Annotated in this window: 17 protein-coding genes and 1 pseudogene; 11 read left to right on the plus strand and 7 right to left on the minus strand. The window is 62.9% G+C overall.

Going from position 1 to position 18,691, the window contains the following annotated elements; all coding sequences use genetic code 11:
* Positions 1-4 precede the first annotated feature (4 nt).
* The gene (locus AC1RLZ_RS03015; protein ID WP_493187399.1) at positions 5-856 is read right to left on the minus strand and encodes a metallophosphoesterase family protein; all 852 of its coding nucleotides are present in this window, start codon (positions 854-856) and stop codon (positions 5-7) included.
* A gap of 69 nt (positions 857-925) precedes the next feature.
* The gene (locus AC1RLZ_RS03020) at positions 926-1,567 is read right to left on the minus strand and encodes an acriflavin resistance protein (RefSeq protein ID WP_493187400.1); all 642 of its coding nucleotides are present in this window, start codon (positions 1,565-1,567) and stop codon (positions 926-928) included.
* Between the two features lie 220 nt (positions 1,568-1,787).
* Between AC1RLZ_RS03020 and AC1RLZ_RS03025 the strand changes: the two genes are divergently transcribed.
* Entirely contained in the window at positions 1,788-2,138 is a 351-nt protein-coding gene (locus AC1RLZ_RS03025; RefSeq protein ID WP_371424180.1) for a hypothetical protein, read from the plus strand.
* A 40-nt stretch (positions 2,139-2,178) separates the two neighbouring features.
* Complete coding sequence (locus AC1RLZ_RS03030; protein WP_493187401.1) at positions 2,179-3,486, plus strand: RsmB/NOP family class I SAM-dependent RNA methyltransferase; 1,308 nt, start codon at positions 2,179-2,181, stop codon at positions 3,484-3,486.
* A gap of 108 nt (positions 3,487-3,594) precedes the next feature.
* Here the strand turns inward: AC1RLZ_RS03030 and AC1RLZ_RS03035 are convergent, their stop codons facing one another.
* Positions 3,595-3,969 (minus strand): nuclear transport factor 2 family protein, encoded by a 375-nt coding sequence (locus AC1RLZ_RS03035; RefSeq protein WP_493187402.1) that lies wholly within the window; start codon positions 3,967-3,969, stop codon positions 3,595-3,597.
* A gap of 128 nt (positions 3,970-4,097) precedes the next feature.
* Here AC1RLZ_RS03035 and guaA point away from each other — a divergent pair, with 128 nt between their 5' ends.
* Positions 4,098-5,705 (plus strand): glutamine-hydrolyzing GMP synthase, encoded by a 1,608-nt coding sequence (gene guaA, locus AC1RLZ_RS03040; RefSeq protein ID WP_493187403.1) that lies wholly within the window; start codon positions 4,098-4,100, stop codon positions 5,703-5,705.
* A 128-nt stretch (positions 5,706-5,833) separates the two neighbouring features.
* Here guaA and AC1RLZ_RS03045 read toward each other — a convergent pair whose 3' ends face one another.
* A complete protein-coding gene (locus AC1RLZ_RS03045; RefSeq protein WP_493187404.1) occupies positions 5,834-6,739 on the minus strand; it encodes a LysR family transcriptional regulator in 906 nt (301 codons plus the stop codon).
* Between the two features lie 123 nt (positions 6,740-6,862).
* Between AC1RLZ_RS03045 and AC1RLZ_RS03050 the strand changes: the two genes are divergently transcribed.
* On the plus strand, positions 6,863-7,285 hold the full coding sequence (locus AC1RLZ_RS03050) for a DoxX family protein (protein ID WP_493187405.1): 423 nt from the start codon (positions 6,863-6,865) through the stop codon (positions 7,283-7,285).
* A 45-nt stretch (positions 7,286-7,330) separates the two neighbouring features.
* A complete protein-coding gene (locus tag AC1RLZ_RS03055) occupies positions 7,331-8,203 on the plus strand; it encodes an NmrA family NAD(P)-binding protein (protein WP_493187406.1) in 873 nt (290 codons plus the stop codon).
* Positions 8,204-8,337: 134 nt separating this feature from the next.
* Here AC1RLZ_RS03055 and AC1RLZ_RS03060 read toward each other — a convergent pair whose 3' ends face one another.
* The gene (locus AC1RLZ_RS03060) at positions 8,338-8,937 is read right to left on the minus strand and encodes an NADPH-dependent F420 reductase (RefSeq protein ID WP_493187407.1); all 600 of its coding nucleotides are present in this window, start codon (positions 8,935-8,937) and stop codon (positions 8,338-8,340) included.
* Positions 8,938-9,046: 109 nt separating this feature from the next.
* Positions 9,047-9,781: an SDR family NAD(P)-dependent oxidoreductase gene (locus AC1RLZ_RS03065; protein ID WP_493187408.1), complete on the minus strand. Its 735-nt coding sequence runs from the start codon at positions 9,779-9,781 to the stop codon at positions 9,047-9,049.
* Between the two features lie 268 nt (positions 9,782-10,049).
* Between AC1RLZ_RS03065 and AC1RLZ_RS03070 the strand changes: the two genes are divergently transcribed.
* The 3 genes and pseudogenes from AC1RLZ_RS03070 to AC1RLZ_RS03080 all read left to right on the plus strand — a co-directional run.
* Positions 10,050-10,946, plus strand: a complete 897-nt coding sequence (locus tag AC1RLZ_RS03070) for a LysR family transcriptional regulator (protein ID WP_493187409.1) — start codon at positions 10,050-10,052, stop codon at positions 10,944-10,946.
* A gap of 313 nt (positions 10,947-11,259) precedes the next feature.
* Positions 11,260-14,046 carry a bifunctional aconitate hydratase 2/2-methylisocitrate dehydratase gene (locus AC1RLZ_RS03075; RefSeq protein ID WP_493187410.1) on the plus strand — a complete coding sequence of 929 codons (2,787 nt, stop codon included), beginning with the start codon at positions 11,260-11,262 and terminating at the stop codon, positions 14,044-14,046.
* A gap of 73 nt (positions 14,047-14,119) precedes the next feature.
* Positions 14,120-14,182 (plus strand): annotated as a pseudogene (locus AC1RLZ_RS03080) (GMP synthase (glutamine-hydrolyzing)); the annotation flags it as partial.
* A 146-nt stretch (positions 14,183-14,328) separates the two neighbouring features.
* Here AC1RLZ_RS03080 and AC1RLZ_RS03085 read toward each other — a convergent pair.
* Positions 14,329-14,982 carry a glutathione S-transferase family protein gene (locus tag AC1RLZ_RS03085; RefSeq protein ID WP_493187411.1) on the minus strand — a complete coding sequence of 218 codons (654 nt, stop codon included), beginning with the start codon at positions 14,980-14,982 and terminating at the stop codon, positions 14,329-14,331.
* Between the two features lie 369 nt (positions 14,983-15,351).
* Here AC1RLZ_RS03085 and AC1RLZ_RS03090 point away from each other — a divergent pair, with 369 nt between their 5' ends.
* The 3 genes from AC1RLZ_RS03090 to AC1RLZ_RS03100 all read left to right on the plus strand — a co-directional run bounded on the left by AC1RLZ_RS03090 (position 15,352) and on the right by AC1RLZ_RS03100 (position 18,635).
* Positions 15,352-16,605 (plus strand): serine hydrolase domain-containing protein, encoded by a 1,254-nt coding sequence (locus tag AC1RLZ_RS03090; RefSeq protein ID WP_493187412.1) that lies wholly within the window; start codon positions 15,352-15,354, stop codon positions 16,603-16,605.
* Between the two features lie 108 nt (positions 16,606-16,713).
* Positions 16,714-17,370, plus strand: a complete 657-nt coding sequence (locus AC1RLZ_RS03095; RefSeq protein WP_493187413.1) for a phospholipase A2 family protein — start codon at positions 16,714-16,716, stop codon at positions 17,368-17,370.
* A gap of 107 nt (positions 17,371-17,477) precedes the next feature.
* The gene (locus AC1RLZ_RS03100; RefSeq protein WP_493187414.1) at positions 17,478-18,635 is read left to right on the plus strand and encodes a substrate-binding protein; all 1,158 of its coding nucleotides are present in this window, start codon (positions 17,478-17,480) and stop codon (positions 18,633-18,635) included.
* Positions 18,636-18,691: the final 56 nt, after the last annotated feature.

An 18,691-nucleotide genomic window follows, 5' to 3' on the forward strand; every position in this document is an offset into this window, starting at 1 on the left:
GTCATCACTGCGGGCGCGCTGTGCCGTCCGCAGTGATGACGGTGAACAGATCGATATCGGTTTGCCCTGGCGCGCGGCGGTGACGAACTTCAAAGCCGCCGGGCCGGAAACTGTATTCCACGAGCCCGACTTCCTTGACGCCGATCGTCTCCTGCTTGTCCTCCGCACGAATGATGAAACTGCTCGAGGGCGCCCAGATGTGCCGGGTGCTGCGCCATCGGTAGTCGCGCCGCTGGTGCACATGGCCGCAGGCGACGAGCCGCAGATCGACAGGGTCGAGCAGGTCGATGAGACGGCGGCGCGCCGGCATCGGGACATAGCGGATCGACGTCGCGGCCAGTTCCGGATCGTCCGGGGCATTGAGAAAGAGCGGCTTGTGGATGAACAGCGCCAGCGGTCGTCCGTTCAGGCCCGCCAGTTGCGAGGCGAGCCAGTCGAACTGCTCCTCTTCGCAGGCGAGCCCGCTGTTCATGATCAACGAGTTCAGACCGATGAAACACCAGCCGGCCGCGTTGAAGCGCCAGTGATCGTGACCAAAGACGGACACGAAGGCCTGCCGGTTTTGCTCGGAAATCAGCTGGCTTGGCGGCGGGGCAACCAGAGTCGGATTGTCGCCAATGTCGTGATTGCCCGGCAGGTAGCGGCAGGCGATGGATAGTGCGTCATGCTGTGATCTGGCGAAGGTGAGGTCATCGGGGTGGCCCGGACCATCGAAGGCAACGTCGCCACTATTGATGACGAGGTCTGGCTTTGCCGCGTCGATGAACGCGCTGACGCGCTGGAAATTTGCGACGAATTGCGGAAAGCCTGCGCTGAGATGCGTATCGGTGATCTGGATCAAGCGGAATTCGGACATGGCGGGAACTCCTTGGCGGGGAGTGTAGCCGTCTCGGATGTCAGTCAGATGGCTCGCGCGACCAAAAGGTCAGATCACGCGATACCTGATCGCATAGCCGTCGTCGGTGCGGGCCGTCCTGCCTGCACTGGCTGAGGCGATCGCCTGATCGACCAGATGCCACGGGCTGAATTCAGCTTGATGGCTCGGGCTTGCGGCGAGCCGCAGCTTGAAGATCAATGGCGCTTCGCCGGCTACATTCACGATCATCACGCGCTGTGTGGTGCGAAATTTCAGCGGCACCGTACCCTTGAGAATGCTCTCGCCTTTGCTCGTGAAAGTCGGGCCTTCGCTGATGGCCGCGAGCGCCTGATTGCGGTCGGTATGCAGCTCGATCTGCGTGGCTTCCGCGTTGATCTTCGCGGCGACGGCATCGGGCAGGCGGATTTCAAACTCGACGGCGGGCCTGGTCGGATTGATGCCGAGATAGCCCAGCGCCGTGTGGCGCATGTCGGTGGCGGCGAAGGCCAGCAGGCCCAGCACGGCGAGCGTGGCGACACCATGTCGGACCACGTCATGGACCGAGCGATACCGCGCCCGGAAATAGAGATTCAGCAGGATGGCGACGGCCAGGGCCGCAGCGGCGCCGGCCAGCGCCGACGTGGTGAGTCCGGCCCAGCTGTCCGGGTCGCCGGGCGTCAGCATTGCAAAGAGGTCATCGAGATAGGCCATGGCAGGGCTCGCGGGCAGAACTCTTGAGGGTGGCGCGCCGCCAGGCAGCGCCTGCAAATGGGTGTCGAGGGCCGCTCAGCCGGTTCAATGGAACCAGATGGGGCCGGCATGGAACCAGGACGGAACTCTTGGGCCGGTTAATCGTCATGTTCCAGGGGGCGGGTCTGTAGCGCGAGCGGGTGCCGCGCGGCCCTGAACCCTCATGGCTGAGGAAATTTCAATGTCGATTCAATGGGTTTTGTTGCCGGTCTTCGTGCTGGTGGCGATTACGCTGGGCATGTTCTTCTGGACCGGCCGGCGCGGCGGCGTTCTGAGCCGCAATGATGCCGGCGACTTGCCGAATACCGCTCCGCAGCTCGATCTGCTGTTTTACAGCCTGATCGCCATCGGCCTGCCGCTGCGCAAGATCGACCTGGTGCTGGTCTGCCTGTCCTGGGTGTTCGTGATCGCCCGCTTCGTGGGCGCCGGATTCATCGCCAATAGCCGGGGATCGCAGGCCTGGCTCGCCAGCGCGCTTGTGTTGTTGGCGATGTGGTTCTACTTCGCGCTACGGATGCTTCTTCTGATCTGATCGGGGGCGGCGTCGCGCCTCTCTCCGTCGAAAGATTGCCATGACTCCCGCCGCACGCCTCTCCGCCGCGATCGAAGTGATCGAGGCCATCGACACCCAGCGTGTCCCCGCCGCCAAGGCGCTGAAGGAGTGGGGCACCGCGCACCGCTTCGCCGGCTCCGGCGACCGGGCCGGGATTTCCGGGCTGGTATGGGACGTGCTGCGGCGGCGGGCGTCCAGCGCCTGGATCATGGATGACGACACGTCACGCGCGCGGGTGCTCGGCATGCTGAAGGCCGAGCGCGGCATGGATGTGGAGACGATTGCAGCGCTCTGTGATGGCAGCCGCTTTGCGCCGGAGCCGCTGTCCGACGCGGAGCGCTCGGCACTGGCGTCGCGCACGGTGGCAGATGCGCCGGCGCATATCGCCGGCGATTATCCGGAATGGCTCGACGGCCATCTGGCCGAAGTGTTTGGCGACGACCGCGTTGCCGAGGCCACTGCGATGGCCAGCCGTGCGCCGCTCGACCTGCGCGTCAATACGCTGAAGGCCAAGCGCGAGAAGGTGCTGGGCTCGCTGCGGCATCTGGGCGCCGTGGAGACGCCGTGGTCGCCGCTGGGCCTGCGGATCGATCTCGGTGCCGATGCGCGCAATCCCGGCATCCATGCCGAGGAGGACTTCATCAAGGGGTCGATCGAAGTGCAGGACGAGGGGTCGCAGCTTGCGGCGCTGCTGTCCGGCGCCAAGCCCGGCGAGCAGGTGATCGATCTCTGCGCGGGTGCCGGCGGCAAGACGCTGGCGCTGGCAGCGATGATGCAGGGCAAGGGCCGGCTGATCGTAACGGACGCCGACAAGCGCCAGCTTGCGCCGATCCACGAGCGCCTGTCGCGCGCTGGCGTCCACAATGCCGATATCCGCACGCCCAAGGGTCCGGACGACACATTGTCCGACATCCACAACTCCGCCGATCTGGTGCTGATCGACGCGCCGTGCACCGGCACCGGCACCTGGCGCCGCAATCCCGACGCCAAATGGCGGATGCGGCCCGGCGCCCTCGAGGTCCGGATCAAGGACCAGCAGGAGGTGCTGGATCGTGCGGTGGCGCTGGTGAAGCCGGGCGGCCGGATCGCCTATGTGACCTGTTCGGTGCTCCCCCAGGAAAATCGCGACCAGATCCGCGCCTTTACGGCCCGCCAGCCTGAGTTTTCCGTGGTGCCGCCGGAGCAGGTGATGTCGGTGCTGTGGGACAAGTCGGAGGATTTCGCGGCCGCGACGTATCAGAGCCCCGAGGGCCTGCTGATGACCCCGCGGAAGACGGGAACGGACGGGTTTTTCGTCAGTGTTTTGAAGCGAGCGATGGTGGCGTAGGGGTAGAGCTGGACGGCGCGTGAGCGCGGGCCGGCGAAAGCCATCTGCCCGCGGGAGTGATGGGTTTCGCTACGCTCTACCCATCCTGCGACCGAGATTCAGCCGCGCTCAATGCGCGAGATGATTGGCGGAGCCCTGGACGATTTTCCCGGCTGCATCGAGGCGCAGATATTCGCAGATCTGCGCGCCGCGCTGGTTGCTGTAGAACACGATGACGCTATCGGGGCTGGTGAATATCTCGATCAGGTCAAAATGCAGGTCGGGAAGGCTGGCGAGCGCCTTGCTCCAATAAGCGCGCAGGCTGGATTTGCCGCGCACCGTGCCGTTCGGATCGACGCCGAGCCGCACGATCACCTCCGACGTCATCTCGCAGTCTTCGGCATAGAGCGCGAGAACCCGGTCGAGATCGCGGGCATTCCAGGCTGCGACCCATTCGTGGCCGAGTGTGGTCAGGTGCCTGATGTCGTGAGCTGCGGCTTGCATTTATTCCTCCCCCGATGTATTTAGGTCAACAATGCTTACCTATTTTGAGTTGTCCAGATAGTGGAGAAGCATGGGCGCCAGTCGTTTCGACAGTTGCCGATGCGCGCCTTGTCGCGTAATTCCTCGCTATGACAGCCCCCAGCAAAACCTCCGCTTCGCCCGCCGATCCGTCACCCCATGTGGCTTCGGCGCATGACAAGATTCTGATCGTCGATTTCGGCTCCCAGGTGACGCAGCTGATCGCGCGCCGGGTGCGCGAAGAGGGCGTCTATTCGGAAATCGTGCCGTTCAACAAGGCGGAGGCCGCCTTCGCCGAGATGAAGCCGAAGGCCGTGATTCTGTCCGGCGGTCCGGCTTCGGTGCTCGACGACAACGCACCGTCGGCGCCGCTGTCGATCCTCACCGCAGGCGTGCCGGTGCTCGGCATCTGCTACGGCGAACAGACCATGGCGCAGCAGCTCGGCGGCACCGTCGAAGCCGGCCATCACCGCGAATTCGGCCGCGCCGCCATCGAGATCACCGATACCTGCGCGCTGTTCGACGGCGTGTGGGAAGTGGGCGGCAAATATGACGTGTGGATGAGCCATGGCGACCGCGTCACCAGGATGCCCGACGGTTTTCGCGCCGTCGCCAAGGCGCCGGGCTCGCCGATCTCGATCATCGCCGACGATATCAGAAAGTTTTATGCGATGCAGTTCCACCCCGAAGTGGCGCATACGCCCGACGGCGCGAAACTGATCCGTAACTTCGTGCGCAACATTGCAGGTTTCACCGGCGACTGGACCATGCGTGCCTTCCGCGAGGAAGCGATCGAGAAGATCCGCGCCCAGGTCGGCAAGGGCAAGGTGATCTGCGGTCTCTCCGGCGGCGTCGACTCTGCGGTGGCCGCCGTACTGATCCATGAAGCGATCGGCGACCAGCTCACTTGCGTGTTCGTCGATCACGGCATGCTGCGCAAGGACGAGGCCAAGACCGTCGTCGACCTGTTCCGGCACCACTACAATATCCCGCTGGTGCATGTGGATGCGTCGAAGACGTTCCTCGGCGAACTCGAAGGGGTTACCGATCCCGAAGTGAAGCGCAAGACCATCGGCCGCCTGTTCATCGACGTGTTCGATGCCGAAGCGAAGAAGATCGGCGGCGCGGACTTCCTCGCGCAGGGCACGCTGTATCCCGACGTGATCGAGAGCGTGTCCTTCACCGGCGGGCCTTCAGTGACCATCAAGTCGCATCACAATGTCGGCGGCCTTCCGGCCCGCATGAACATGAAGCTGGTCGAGCCGCTGCGCGAACTGTTCAAGGACGAGGTCCGCGATCTCGGCCGCGAACTCGGCCTGCCGGACATCTTCGTCGGCCGCCATCCGTTCCCCGGTCCCGGCCTCGCGATCCGCTGTCCCGGCGAGATCACGCCGGAGAAGCTCGACATCCTCCGCGAAGCCGACGCGGTCTATATTGATCAAATTCGCAAGGCCGGTCTCTACGACACGATCTGGCAGGCCTTCGCCGTGCTGCTGCCGGTGAAGACCGTCGGTGTGATGGGCGACGGCCGCACCTATGAATACGTCGTCGGCCTGCGCGCCGTGACCTCCACCGATGGCATGACCGCCGACTTCTACGCCTTCGACATGAAGTTCCTCGGCGAGACCGCGACGCGCATCATCAACGAGGTGAAGGGCGTCAACCGCGTGGTGTATGACATCACCAGCAAGCCGCCCGGGACGATCGAGTGGGAGTGAAGGGGATACTGCGGAGTAAGGCAGGATAGCAACGCGTATGATGTGATGTTGCCGCGGCAATGGTAGTCGATATTTCTCGTATACCGCGTTCTTTTGGAAAGACGCGGCGGACGAAGCAATTCGTTTCGCTATTCCAGATACGGCGTCAGCACATCTTCGATCCATTTCATGAATGCGCGGACTCGGCGTGACAGATTGCGCCGATGCGCTACGACGAGGGAGACAGGGAGCGCCCGGCGACGAAAATCGGGTATGATCTCCACAAGCGCTCCACTCTTCAGGTATTGGCCAACGCCCAAGAGCGGCGCCTGAATCAGGCCAAGGCCGGCGAGGGCTGCGGCTTCGTAGGTCTGCGCGCTGTTGACGTGCAGTGCACCTGGCAATTGAAGGGTCGCGTAGCTGTCGCCATCGGGATATTCCCATCCATGGGGTCTTGCGCCCAGCATCGTTGAAAAATGAATTGTTCGATGTTCCTGACGCTGGAGGTCTTCCAGCGATCGAGGGACGCCATAGCGCGCCAGATAGGCGGGACTGGCGACGTTGACCATGCGCAACAGGCCCAGTGGGCGGGCAATCAGCGTCTCGTCCCGTATGGGTCCAAGCCGCAATACGCAGTCGAACCCCTCTTGAACCAGATCGACTTGCCGATCCGTGCTCGACACCTCCAGCTCCAGCTCGGGGTGAGCCGCCATGAAATCCGGCAAGGCCGGCACGATCGTTGTGCGCGCCACCTCGGTCGGAAGATCGACCCGTAAACGCCCGCGAAGTGCGACGCGATCCCCTGCGAACATCGCGTGCAGGTCATCGACTTCAGCAAGCAGATCGCGGGCACGGGCATGAAATGCGCGTCCGTCCTCCGTCAACTGCACGCTGCGCGTCGTCCGGTGCAGGAGCCTGACACCAATATCCTCTTCCAGCTTCCGCACCGCCGTTGAGGCTCTTCCCTTTTGGATGCCCAGGCTATCGGCTGCGCGGGTGAAGCTCCCCATTTCCGCGACCGTCAGGAAAATGAGGATGGGCTCGAGATTCTGCATTTTCGCGCCTCGGTATTGTTCATCATAGAGAGAACAGTGCGTTCGCCTTGGCAGCGTTTATCACGTCCAAGAGGCACAATAGGGTAGGCGTCGAGATCAGGTAACCCCATCGGAGGACGACAAGTGTCCCAAACCATGAACCTGCATCACGTGCCTGAAGCCACGACCTCGCATCGCAGCCTGTGGGCCGGCCGGGTAATAAGCGCGTTTGTCGTGATCGCTCTGGTGGCAGACGGCACAATTCAGCTTTTCGCGCCGGCGCAGATCGCGAGCATGTTGCAGGAAACCGGGTTCGCGATGGACCTGACCCGGGTCGTAGGTCCGATCATCCTCGCCTGCGCCATCCTTTACGCGATTCCGGCCACCGCCGTCCTCGGCGCAATCCTGATGACGGGCTTTCTGGGAGGCGCCATCTGCGCCCATGTCCGCGTCGGTGAGTTGGGGGCGCCGCCGGAAATCGTTTCCCTGCTTCTGGGCGCGATGACATGGGGCGGCCTCTATCTGCGGGATCCCCGTATCCGGGCCATTCTGCCGCTCATCCGTTGAACCAACAGGGGCAGTGCTCTGTCCTTCAAGATCAGGAGAAAACACATGTTTTTAGTCATGGGAATCACGGGAAAAGTCGGCGGCACAACGGCAAAACATCTGTTGGCACAAGGCAAGGAGGTACGCGCGCTCGTCCGCAATCGCGAGAAGGCGGCTAACTGGGCGAAGCAGGGCGTCGAGCTGGTAGACGGCGATTGGAATGATCCGGCAGCCATCGAGCAAGCGCTCAAAGGCGTCGAAGGCGCGTTCGTCATGTTGCCGGCTGTCTGGGCGCCGTCGCCCGATTACAAAGAAGCCAAGGGCGTGATTGCGAACTATGTCGAGGCACTCGCCAAGGCTGCGCCGCCGCGGGTGGTCGCGCTTTCGTCGATGGGTGCGAACAGAACCAGCGGACTCGGAATGATCACGGCCTTGTCGCTTCTGGAGCAAGGTTTTCGCGATCTGATATCGCCAATCGCATTTGTGCGCGCAGGTGGATTCTTCGAAAACTTCCTCTACGGCTTGCAGGTCGCCCAGGGCGGAACGCTACCGGTCTACTACAATCCGACAAACCGGAAATCGACCATGGTCGCGACGAACGACATCGGCGCGGAGGTCGCAACTCTTTTGACTGGGCCGGCGTGGTCAGGGCAGCGCGTCGTCGAACTTGGTGCGATGGTCAGCGCGGATGAAGTCGCGGAGCAATTGGGTGAAGTCCTGAACCGTGACGTGAAGGCCTTTGCAGTCCCGCGTGCAGGGTGGGCGGAAGCATTCGAGCAATTCGGCATCCCGAAGGGCCACACCGGACCTGCCGAAGAAATGTTTGAAGCCGTGAATGCAGGATGGATGGACCTCGGCGTCGAGGGTACGGAGCACGTAGCGGGTACGACGTCCGCACGCGATGTATTCGAGGCTGCACAGAACGCCGCCAAGGCGTAAGGCCTGGGCGGATCAGGCATGAGAGGAGCCGCCTGCTTGCGCGACTTTGTGGCCTCCAAATATTCGGTCGCGCGCGGCTCGCAGAAGTTGGCGCGCGACCGGTTCTCGGTGTCGATCACACGGTCGTCGATCGATTACTGCTCCTTCTTGAACAAATCCTGGAAGATGAGCTGGCCCCACCTGCGGCCGCGTGCGTGCACCAGCGCGCCACCCTCGTTGAGCTTTCCCAGCTTCACGGGCGCGAAGCCGAGCTGCTTGGCCAAATCCGCCACGGGAGCGATCGCGTCCTCGTCGTCACCAGACAGAAAGACGACCCGGTGGCCGCCCGCGACCACCGGGTCGGTCGCCAGTGTGGCTGCGCCCAGGTGATTGAAACCTTTGACGAGCCTGGCGCCGGTGAATGCCTTCGCGACGACCGCGGAGCCCGGGAGAGCGTCGGGCTCGTCGGGGCCCGGAAACAGGTTCATCGCGTCGATGACCGTCTTGCCTTCCCAGCTCGGCAGGATCTTCGCAACCTCGCGATGCTCGCCGAACGGGACCGCCAGGATGATGGTGTCGGCCTCAAGCGCATCCCGCAGCGACCTGGCGACGACCGTGGGTCCGATCGCCCGGGCTTGCTGCGCCAAAGCCTCGGGCGGCCGGCGGCTCGCGACGGTCACGTCGATGTTTTTGCGGGCGAAGGCGTAAGCGAGGGCCTGGCCGATCTTGCCGAATCCGATAATTGCGTAACTCATAATCTTCTCCGATTTGTTCTGATATCGATTCACGACCTTCGAGGGCGCCGGGTTGTCCGGTTCGCCGCGGCGCCCGCGTAGAGGTCCTTGTGGTGAACGAGGCGCGATTTCAGATCGCCGAGAAGCCGCCGTCGACAGACAACTCCACCCCGTTCACGAAGCTGGAATCGTCCGAAGCAAGAAACAGCGCGACCGCCGCAATTTCCTCAGGTCGTCCCATCTTTCCCCGCGGGATCAGGGATTCGAACATCTGCTTCGCTTCTTCGGTGAGAACCTGGTCCTGCATCGGTGTGGCGATCGGCCCCGGATGCAGCACGTTCACCCGGATATTCCTGCTCTTGAGTTCGTTGAGCCATCCGCGTGCGAATGCGTGCAGCGTCGCCTTGCTCGCCGCATACACGCTATAGCCGGGAAAACCTTTGATCGAAGCAACTGAGCCAGTCATGAAGATCGATCCGCCATCGTTGAACAGCGGCAACGCCTTCTGAACAGTAAAGAGCGTACCGCGCACATTCAGGCCGAAGGTCGCATCGAAATGCTGCTCGGTAATCTCGCCCAGCGGGACCGCTTCGCCCGTGCCTGCGCTCGCATACAGCACGTCGATCCTGCCCTTTTCCCGCTTGACCGTAGCGAACAGGCGGTCGAGGTCGTCGAGATTGGCCGCGTCGCCGCGTATGCCGGTCACGTTCCGGCCAATCAGCGTCACCGCCTCGTCGAGCGCCTCCTGCCTCCGGCCAGTGATGAAGACATAGGCGCCTTCTTCGACGAACCGCTTGGCGCTCGCCAGCGCCATGCCGCTCGATCCGCCCGTGATGACTGCAACCTTACCGTCAAGCTTTCCCATAACTTCTCCTGTCGTGGTGTCGGGACAGCATCTGCCCCCGAGAACCTCGACATAGGTCCCCCGGAGTCAGGCGTTGAGTGCGGAAGCGCGCACATCGGTGGTGCAAAATCGATCCGGATCGACGATTGACGCCAGCCCCGACGATCGGCGTCCGCGTCCGGAATTGAAGCCTTGCTCGTCGGTGTAGGCTATGATGACCGCCCGTATTGCTATTCGATGTGTTAGACACCGGCTTTGGAAGGCGCACCTGATGGTGCGGGATTGCACCATGATCGACTGGGACGACGTTCGATACTTTCTTGCCGTCGCGCGCGGAGGCTCGGTGCGGGCTGCCGCCGAGCGCCTCGGTGTGAACCACGCAACCGTGCTGCGACGCATTGCCCAGCTTGAGGAACGCCTCGGCGTCCAAATGTTCGAAAAGCTGCCTTCGGGTTATCGCCTGACGGCTGCGGGCGAGGAGGTTCTCGAGTTCGCGGACCAGATGGAAGCGTCGTCACATCTGCTGGAGACGCGCGTCTTCGGGCGCGACCAGAGCGTGCGCGGGCTTCTGCGCGTGACACTGGCTCCGACCCTTGCGACACATCTGCTGATGCCGGACTTCGCCGATTTCGCGCGTCTGCATCCGGACATCGAGATGGAAATCTTGTCGTCCGGCGAGCTGGCAAATCTGACCAACCGAGAGGCCGACGTGGCAATCCGCGTCGTCTACGACCGCAAAACCCTGCCGCTCAATCTGCACGGCTTGAAGGGAGCGGATCTGTTCGGCGGCGTCTACATCTCCCGCGAGCGACTGGCCGCGTGGCAAGCGGGTGCGCCGGACCCCATCCGGTGGATCGTCATCAGCATGCATGGTGTCCCGGACTGGGCCCGCGAGAGCGAGGTTCGAACCTCAGGAGTTCCGTTCAGGACCACGGATGGCGAGGCGCAGATCGCTGCAGTCCGGCAAGGGCTCGGAATGACCGTACTGCCGTGCTTCGTCGGAGATGCGGATCCCCTGCTGGCGAGGGTGCCGGGCACCGACCTGCACATGCATGGAACGCTCTGGCTTCTCACACAGGGGGAGACACGCAAGACGAAGCGCGTGCGGCTCTTCACGGAGTTCGTATCCGGAAGGCTCGCCGCCTACGCGCCGTTGCTCGCGGGGCTGTCCGTATCGCGCGACTGACGCGCGGCGGGTCGCCGACCCACCAATTTGCTGACGGTGGCGGGTCAGACCGACCTTTCGGACGTGTCTTCGGAGAGCTTCTTTGCGACAGGTCGGGTGAGAACCAGCATTTCAGCCCGGCCAGCATGCCTGCCGTCACATTTTGACCGTTGAGCGCTGAATCTAAAGGGCTATTTTTACTGCAATGCGGTATCTTGTCAGTCGGTCGCGATTGACGTACTCGAAGCCGAATTCGCCTTTAGACCGGTTTTAACAATAACGGTTGGTGGCGCTGCGTTTCCAGCGTCAACCACCTCATGACGTTGGGATGACGATGAGCCTCTATTCAGATTACCTCGCTGAAATCGAAAGCAGAAAAGCTCAAGGCCTCGCTCCCAAACCGATCGACGACGGCGCGCTCACCGGCGAAATCATCGCCCTGATCAAGGACACCGGCAGCGAATACCGCGCTGACGCCCTGAAATTCTTCATCTACAACACTCTGCCGGGCACCACGAGCGCCGCAGGCGTCAAGGCCGCGTTCCTGAAGGAGATTATCCTCGGTGAGGCGATCGTCCCGGAAATCACGCCGACCTTCGCGCTGGAACTGCTGTCGCACATGAAGGGCGGCCCCTCGATCGGCGTGCTGCTCGACGTCACGCTCGGCAGTGATGCCGGGCTGGCGAAGCAGGCCGGTGAAGTTCTGAAGACCCAGTTCTTCCTCTACGACGCCGACATGTTCCGGCTGCGCGATGCCTTCAAGGCGGGCAATGCCGTCGCCAAGGGCGTGCTCGAGAGCTATGCCAAGGCCGAGTTCTTCACCAAGCTTCCGGATGTCGAGGACGAGATCAAGGTCGTGACCTACATCGCCGCCGAAGGCGATATCTCGACCGACCTGCTGTCACCCGGCAACCAGGCGCATTCGCGTTCGGACCGTGAGCTGCACGGCCAGTGCATGATGACGCCGCAGGCGCAGCAGGAAATCGTGGCGCTGCAGAAGCAGCACCCCGACAAGCGCGTGATGATGATCGCCGAGAAGGGCACGATGGGCGTGGGTTCGTCGCGCATGTCCGGTGTGAACAACGTGGCGCTGTGGACCGGCAAGCAGTCCAGCCCTTATGTGCCCTTCGTCAACTTCGCGCCGATCGTCGCGGGCACCAACGGCATCTCGCCGATTTTTGCGACCACCGTCGACGTCACCGGCGGCATCGGCGTCAATCTCAAGAACTGGGTCAAGAAACTCGACGCGGACGGCAAGCCGATCCTGAACAACGACGGAAACCCGGTCCTCGAACAGAAATTTGCGGTCGATACCGGCACCGTCCTGACGCTCGATGCCAAGGGCAAGAAGCTGCGCGACGAAAACGGCAAGGAACTGGTCGACGTCGCTGCCGCCTTCACGCCGCAGAAGATGGAGTTCATGAAGGCCGGCAGCTCCTATGCCATCGTGTTCGGCAAGAAGCTGCAGACCTTTGCCGCCGAAACGCTGGGCGTCGAGCCGACCCCGGTTTTCGCTCCGAACAAGGAGATCTCGGTCGAAGGGCAGGGCCTGACCGCGGTCGAGAAGATCTTCAACCGCAACGCCGTGGGCGTGCTCGGCGGTAAGGTCTTGCATGCGGGCTCGGACGTGCGCGTCAAGGTCAACATCGTCGGCTCGCAGGACACCACCGGCCTGATGACCGCGCAGGAGCTGGAAGCGATGGCGGCCACCGTCATCTCGCCGATCGTCGACGGCGCCTATCAGTCGGGCTGCCACACGGCATCGGTGTGGGACAAGAAGGCGCAGGTCAACATTCCGAAGCTGATGAGCTTCATGAACAATTTCGGCGTGATCACCGCGCGCGATCCCAAGGGCAGCTATCATGCGATGACCGACGTCATCCACAAGGTGCTGAACGACATCACCGTGGATGACTGGGCGATCATCATCGGCGGCGACAGCCACACCCGCATGTCCAAGGGCGTGGCCTTCGGTGCCGATTCCGGCACCGTTGCGCTGGCGCTGGCGACGGGCGAGGCGACGATGCCGATCCCGCAATCGGTCAAGGTGACGTTCAAGGGCGCGATGCAGCCGCATATGGACTTCCGCGACGTGGTGCATGCGACCCAGGCGCAGATGCTCAAGCAATGCGGCGACAATGTTTTCCAGGGCCGGATCATCGAGGTCCATCTCGGCACGCTGCTCGCCGACCAGGCCTTCACCTTCACCGACTGGACGGCCGAGATGAAGGCCAAGGCGTCGATCTGCATCTCGCAGGACGACACGCTGATCGAGTCGCTGGAGATCGCGAAATCGCGGATCCAGATCATGATCGACAAGGGCATGGACAATGCCGCGGGCACGCTGAAGGGCCTGATCGCCAAAGCCGATGCGCGCATCGCCGAGATTCGTTCGGGCGAGAAGCCTGCGCTGACGCCGGACGCCAATGCAAAATACTTCGCCGAAGTCGTCGTCGATCTTGATATCATCGACGAACCGATGATCGCCGATCCCGACGTGAACAACGCCGATGTGTCTAGGCGCTACACCCACGACACCATCCGTCCGATTTCTTATTACGGCGGCACCAAGAAGGTCGATCTCGGCTTCGTGGGCTCGTGCATGGTGCACAAGGGCGACATGAAGATCGTCGCCCAGATGCTCAAGAACATCGAGAAGGCCGAAGGCAAGGTCGCGTTCAACGCGCCGCTGGTCGTCGCGGCTCCGACCTACAACATCATCGACGAGTTGAAGGCTGAAGGCGACTGGGAAATCCTGCAGAAGTATTCCGGCTTCGAATTCGACGATGTGAAGCCGAAGACAGCGAACCGAACCGCCTACGAGAACATCCTGTATCTCGAGCGCCCGGGCTGCAACCTGTGCATGGGCAACCAGGAAAAGGCGGAGAAGGGCGACACGGTTCTCGCGACCTCGACCCGTCTGTTCCAGGGCCGCGTGGTGGAAGACACCGCCGAGAAGAAGGGTGAATCGTTGCTGGCCTCGACCCCGGTCGTGGTGCTGTCGGCGATCCTCGGTCGCACGCCGAGCGCCGAGGAATACAAGGCCGCGGTCGAAGGCATCGACCTGACCAAGTTCGCACCGCCCAAGATCGGTGCGATGGGAGCGTCCGTCCACTACTAGGGCGGAGAGAGCTGTTCAAAGACCGGCGTTGGCAGGTGAACACCTGCCGCGCCGCGGGGCTGGTACGCGAGCGGGCATCAATCGCGTGGTGTATGACATTACGAGCAAGCCGCCGGGGACGATCGAGTGGGAGTGACGGGGCGTAGTTTTGAACGCCGCTCGGCACGGAGGTTAGTCGATTAGTCGCTAATGTCAGAAGCGACAGATCTAAGCCTTCTAGACCTCTACAAACCAAGCCTGCGCCGCTTCTATGAAAGGCTCGAGTTAGTCTAGAGCGGCCCTTTACTCGCCGGTCGGTGGCGTGCCGGTGAAGACCGCCAGTTGATCGGCGAAGGCGCGCTTGTAGGCGGGGCGCGCTTCGCCGCGGGCGATGTAGGCGCAGAGGTTCGGATAGGCCTCCAATAGTCCTGATCCATTCAATCTGCGCAGTACCGTCACCATCAGCAGGTCACCGGCGCTGAACCTGCCGTCGAGCCAGTCGGCATTGCCAAGGCGGATGGAAAGGTCTCCCAGTCGGGCACGGACGCGATCGTCGAGGATCGGCAGGCGCGTCGCGTACCAGGGCTTGTCGCGCTCCGTGAGTATGGCGGTTCCGCGCTCCACGATCGGCGGCTCCACGGTGCTGAGTGCGGCGAACATCCAGGCGATCGCACGCGCGCGGGCATGCGCATCGTCTGGCAGCAGGCCCGGATGGCGCTCCGCGATATGGAAGACGATCGCGCCCGACTCGAATAGCATGAGATCGCCGTCTTGGTAGGTCGGAATCTGTCCGAAGGGATGAAGCCTGCGATGCGCGGGCTCCTTCATCGCGGTGAACGACAGTAGACGGACGTCGTAAGGCTGGCCCACTTCTTCGAGCGCCCAGCGAACGCCCATGTCGCGCGCCAATCCCCTTCCGCGATCGGGAGATCGTTCAAAGGCGCTAATCGTGGGCATTGTTTCTCTCCACCCGGGTGTTTCGCATCCACAGGACGAACGACCGGCGCGTCTCCCGACAACCGACTTCTATTTTGGACCACGGAATTTCGCGGGCCGAACCCGTCATCGAACCTCGCCGGACCACGATATTCTTCGAAACCGAGAGCATTGACCATCGGGCGAGCTGCCAGCTTGGAGATGAAACTACGGCGCCACACGCTCGATTCAGAGTGATCAAGGATGAGGTGGCAGTTCAAGTGAAGGACGGTCGCGTGCAGTAGCCGCGCCAGACGACATGCGACTGATCAATGCACCCCCGCTCAAACGCGGGATGTGCGTCATGCTCCGCGATGTTACGACTGGCTCACCATCCTCCGGAGAGCCTTGATGTCTGACGCGCCTGCACCGAGCCAAGCCCCCACCGCCGCCGAGACCGATCCGAACACGCTTGGCTTCATGCAAGGCTTTCCACCGCCGCAAGACAAGCTCATCACTTTCCACGACGGCTCGTTCCGCAACTTCCCCGAGCTGCGCTGGGCCTGGAGCAATATCCGCCAGCTGGTGCCGACCGTGAATGTCTGGCGCGGGGCGGGGCCTGCATCCACGCTGCCGCGCGCGGAGCGCGATATCGCTGCGTCGAAATCGGTCACGATGGATGGCCGGCCGATGACCTTCGCCCGCATGTTCGATGAGACCTATGCCGACGGCATCGCGGTGCTGCACAAGGGCAAGCTGATTTACGAGCGCTATGCCGGCGCGCTGAAGCCGCACAAGCCGCATATCGCCATGTCGGTGACCAAGTCATTTACCGGCACGCTGGCCGGCATTCTGGTTGCCGAAGGCAAGATCGATCCGCAGGCGCCCGTCACCGATTATGTGCCGGAGCTGAAGGACAGCGCATTCGGCGATGCTCGGGTGCGTGAGGTGATGGATATGACCACTGGGCTCACCTATACCGAGGTCTATACCGACAAGAATTCCGATGTGTGGGGATTGCGGCGCGCCAACGGCATGGCGCCGATTCCGCCGGACTATGGCGGCGCGACCGACATCTTCAGTTTCCTTTGCACGCAGACCAAGCAGGGAGAGCACGACAAGGCTTTCGCCTACAAGACCGTGAACACCGATGTTCTGGCCTGGATTTGCCGCCGTGCCAGCGGCATGACGCTGTCCGATCTGTTGTCCGAGCGCATCTGGGCGCCGATGGGCGCGGAGGAGGACGCGCATTATCATGTCGACCGCATAGGCACCGAGAGCGGTGGCGGCGGCCTCTCGACGACGCTGCGCGATCTTGCGCGCTTCGGCGAGGTGATGCGCAATCACGGTCGCTTCAATGGTCGCCAGATCGTGCCGGCTGCGGTGGTCGAGGATATCGAGAAGGGCGCTGATCCCGCGAAATTCAAGCCGGCCGGCTATACCACGCTGCCCGGCGCGTCCTATCGCAACCAGTGGTGGGTGACCCACAATGCCCATGGCGCCTACATGGCGCGCGGCGTCTATGGTCAGGGGCTTTATATCGATCCCAAGGCCGAGATGGTAATCGCACGCTATGCGTCGCATCCGGTTGCCGGTAATGCCGCCAACGATCCAGCAACGCTGCCGGCCTATATGGCGCTGGCGAAGGAGCTGATGGCGGGCTGAGGGCAATGATCTGCGGAACCCGGAAATCCCGGTCGGGAACCTAAGGCCGCGCCGCGCGTATGCTTGGCGGCCGACATCTTGCGTCGGTGCCAGGCGGACCCCTCCAAAATGATCAAGCCTTCGTCCATCGCTCCGTGGCTGCGCTGCTGCTCTGCGGCGCTGCTGATGTCATGCACCGTCCTTGCAACCGCGTCGTTGCATGCGCAGGAGAGGGTGTCTGGCGGTCGCGCCGCCGGCAACAACCCTGCTGTCGCCACCGACGGCGCGACGCTGATTCACGGCAATTACTGCGGTGCCGGCAATCGGCCGGGGACGCCCCCCATCGACGCCCTCGATCTCGCCTGCATGAATCATGATGCCTGCACGCCGACCAGTGGCATACCTACCTGCGACTGCAACGAGCGGCTTCGCGACGAAGCGGCCGCGGTGGCACGCGATCCGCGACAAGCGCCGGAGCTCCAGAGTCTGGCGTCACTGACCGCCGCGGCTGCGGCCGTGATGCTCTGCAAGCCGATGATGAATGTTGCAGTGCCTCCGGCGGCTGCACCTGCTCCTGTGGCTCCGGCCGCTCCTGCGCCGGCCACCGCAGTGGCAGTCCCTCCGGCTCCCGTGGCCGGGGCACCAGTCTCCATCGTCCCGGACAGCGTCGCGCCAGTGGCTGCAGCTCCCGCAACGGACGTATCCGAACCCCCTGTGCCTGTTGCGCCGGTCACGGACGCGCCCGCGCGTGCTGTACCCGGACCAAGGTCGACCACGTTGCCCTGAGCAGACAGAGCCTTGATCGGCTCTTGCGCGCTGCGATCTTTCCGGGGCAATCATGACGGCGAGCTCGGGGGCGCCGACAGCGCAACCCATGGCAGAGGGAAGCGCGCATGAAACTGCTTGTCACACGAGTCATGACGCTCGCATTCCTGCTGGGGTCTTTGGCGCTCAGCTCCGCTGCGAATGCTGCCGATGCCATTCGTGTCGGCGCGGTCCTGCCGTTTTCCGGCGGTGTCGAACTTTATGGCCAGCAGGCAAAACTCGGGCTCGATCTCGCCGTCAGGGAGATCAACGCGGCGGGCGGCATTCTCGGCAGGCCCGTCGAGGTCATCTATGCCGACGACAAGACCCGGCCGGCCTCTGCCGAGAGCGCGATGCGGTCGGTGATCGACAGCGGCGTCGTTGCGGTGGTCGGCCCCGTCACCTCGGCCAATTTCAATGCCATCGCGCCACTCGCCGAGAGCTCGAAGACGCCGCTGCTCTACGCCACGAATTTCGAAGGCGGCACATGCAGCCGCTATGTGTTTTCGTTCAGCACGGTGCCGAACCAGGATCTCGGCCAGCTGCTGCCCTATGTGAACGAGGCCGTCGGCAACAGCTATTTCCTGCTCGGCGCCGATCGCGTCTGGCCGCACCAGATGTTCGACATGGCCAAGCCGCTAATCGAGAAGCTCGGCGGAAAAATCGTTGGCACGCAATATACGCTGGGGACCGAAAAGGATTTCACGCCGCTGATTGCGCAGGTGGCGGCGAGCAAGGCGAAGGTGTTGCTGTTCGCGCTGAAGGGCGACGGCATGGATTTCATCCGGCAGGCGGACGATCAGGGATTGTTCAAGAACACGACGGTCGCATTTCTGGGCTTGTCCGAGGTCGATCTCGGTGTGTTTCGCGGCAAGGGCCAGAACATGATCGCGGTGGTGCCGTCGGTCGCGACGAGCGACGCGCCGGAGATGAAGGCATTTGTCGCCAAGGTGCGCGCTGAAGGTGACGCCGACGCGGTGGTATCGAACTATGTCATGACCCACTACAACACGCTGATCGCGCTGAAGGCTGCGATCGAGAAAGCAGGGAAGGTCGACAAGGAGGCCATCGTCGATGCGCTGGCAGGAATCACCATCCCGTCGCCAACGGGTCCCGTCACCATCGATGCGAACCACTATGCGGCCATGAACATGTTCATCGCCAGGACGCAGGGGCAGGAGCTCGTCTCCGTTCGCGGATTGGGCGAGATCGCGCCGCAGCCAGGCTGCACCATGGCCGGTCGCTGATCGCGCGGGCGTGACGGCAACGGACTGGCGCGCGATGCAGGAGATTGCTTAAGTTC

The organism is Tardiphaga sp. GW822-FHT04G09, assembly GCF_058800725.1.

Coding starts and splice junctions, on each gene's coding strand:
- AC1RLZ_RS03015 (WP_493187399.1), bottom strand. CDS start 856: ATGTCCGAATTCCGCTTGATCCAGATCACCGATACGCATCTCAGCGCA.
- AC1RLZ_RS03020 (WP_493187400.1), bottom strand. CDS start 1,567: ATGGCCTATCTCGATGACCTCTTTGCAATGCTGACGCCCGGCGACCCG.
- AC1RLZ_RS03025 (WP_371424180.1), top strand. CDS start 1,788: ATGTCGATTCAATGGGTTTTGTTGCCGGTCTTCGTGCTGGTGGCGATT.
- AC1RLZ_RS03030 (WP_493187401.1), top strand. CDS start 2,179: ATGACTCCCGCCGCACGCCTCTCCGCCGCGATCGAAGTGATCGAGGCC.
- AC1RLZ_RS03035 (WP_493187402.1), bottom strand. CDS start 3,969: ATGCAAGCCGCAGCTCACGACATCAGGCACCTGACCACACTCGGCCAC.
- guaA (WP_493187403.1), top strand. CDS start 4,098: ATGACAGCCCCCAGCAAAACCTCCGCTTCGCCCGCCGATCCGTCACCC.
- AC1RLZ_RS03045 (WP_493187404.1), bottom strand. CDS start 6,739: ATGCAGAATCTCGAGCCCATCCTCATTTTCCTGACGGTCGCGGAAATG.
- AC1RLZ_RS03055 (WP_493187406.1), top strand. CDS start 7,331: ATGTTTTTAGTCATGGGAATCACGGGAAAAGTCGGCGGCACAACGGCA.
- AC1RLZ_RS03060 (WP_493187407.1), bottom strand. CDS start 8,937: ATGAGTTACGCAATTATCGGATTCGGCAAGATCGGCCAGGCCCTCGCT.
- AC1RLZ_RS03065 (WP_493187408.1), bottom strand. CDS start 9,781: ATGGGAAAGCTTGACGGTAAGGTTGCAGTCATCACGGGCGGATCGAGC.
- AC1RLZ_RS03070 (WP_493187409.1), top strand. CDS start 10,050: ATGATCGACTGGGACGACGTTCGATACTTTCTTGCCGTCGCGCGCGGA.
- AC1RLZ_RS03075 (WP_493187410.1), top strand. CDS start 11,260: ATGAGCCTCTATTCAGATTACCTCGCTGAAATCGAAAGCAGAAAAGCT.
- AC1RLZ_RS03085 (WP_493187411.1), bottom strand. CDS start 14,982: ATGCCCACGATTAGCGCCTTTGAACGATCTCCCGATCGCGGAAGGGGA.
- AC1RLZ_RS03090 (WP_493187412.1), top strand. CDS start 15,352: ATGTCTGACGCGCCTGCACCGAGCCAAGCCCCCACCGCCGCCGAGACC.
- AC1RLZ_RS03095 (WP_493187413.1), top strand. CDS start 16,714: ATGATCAAGCCTTCGTCCATCGCTCCGTGGCTGCGCTGCTGCTCTGCG.
- AC1RLZ_RS03100 (WP_493187414.1), top strand. CDS start 17,478: ATGAAACTGCTTGTCACACGAGTCATGACGCTCGCATTCCTGCTGGGG.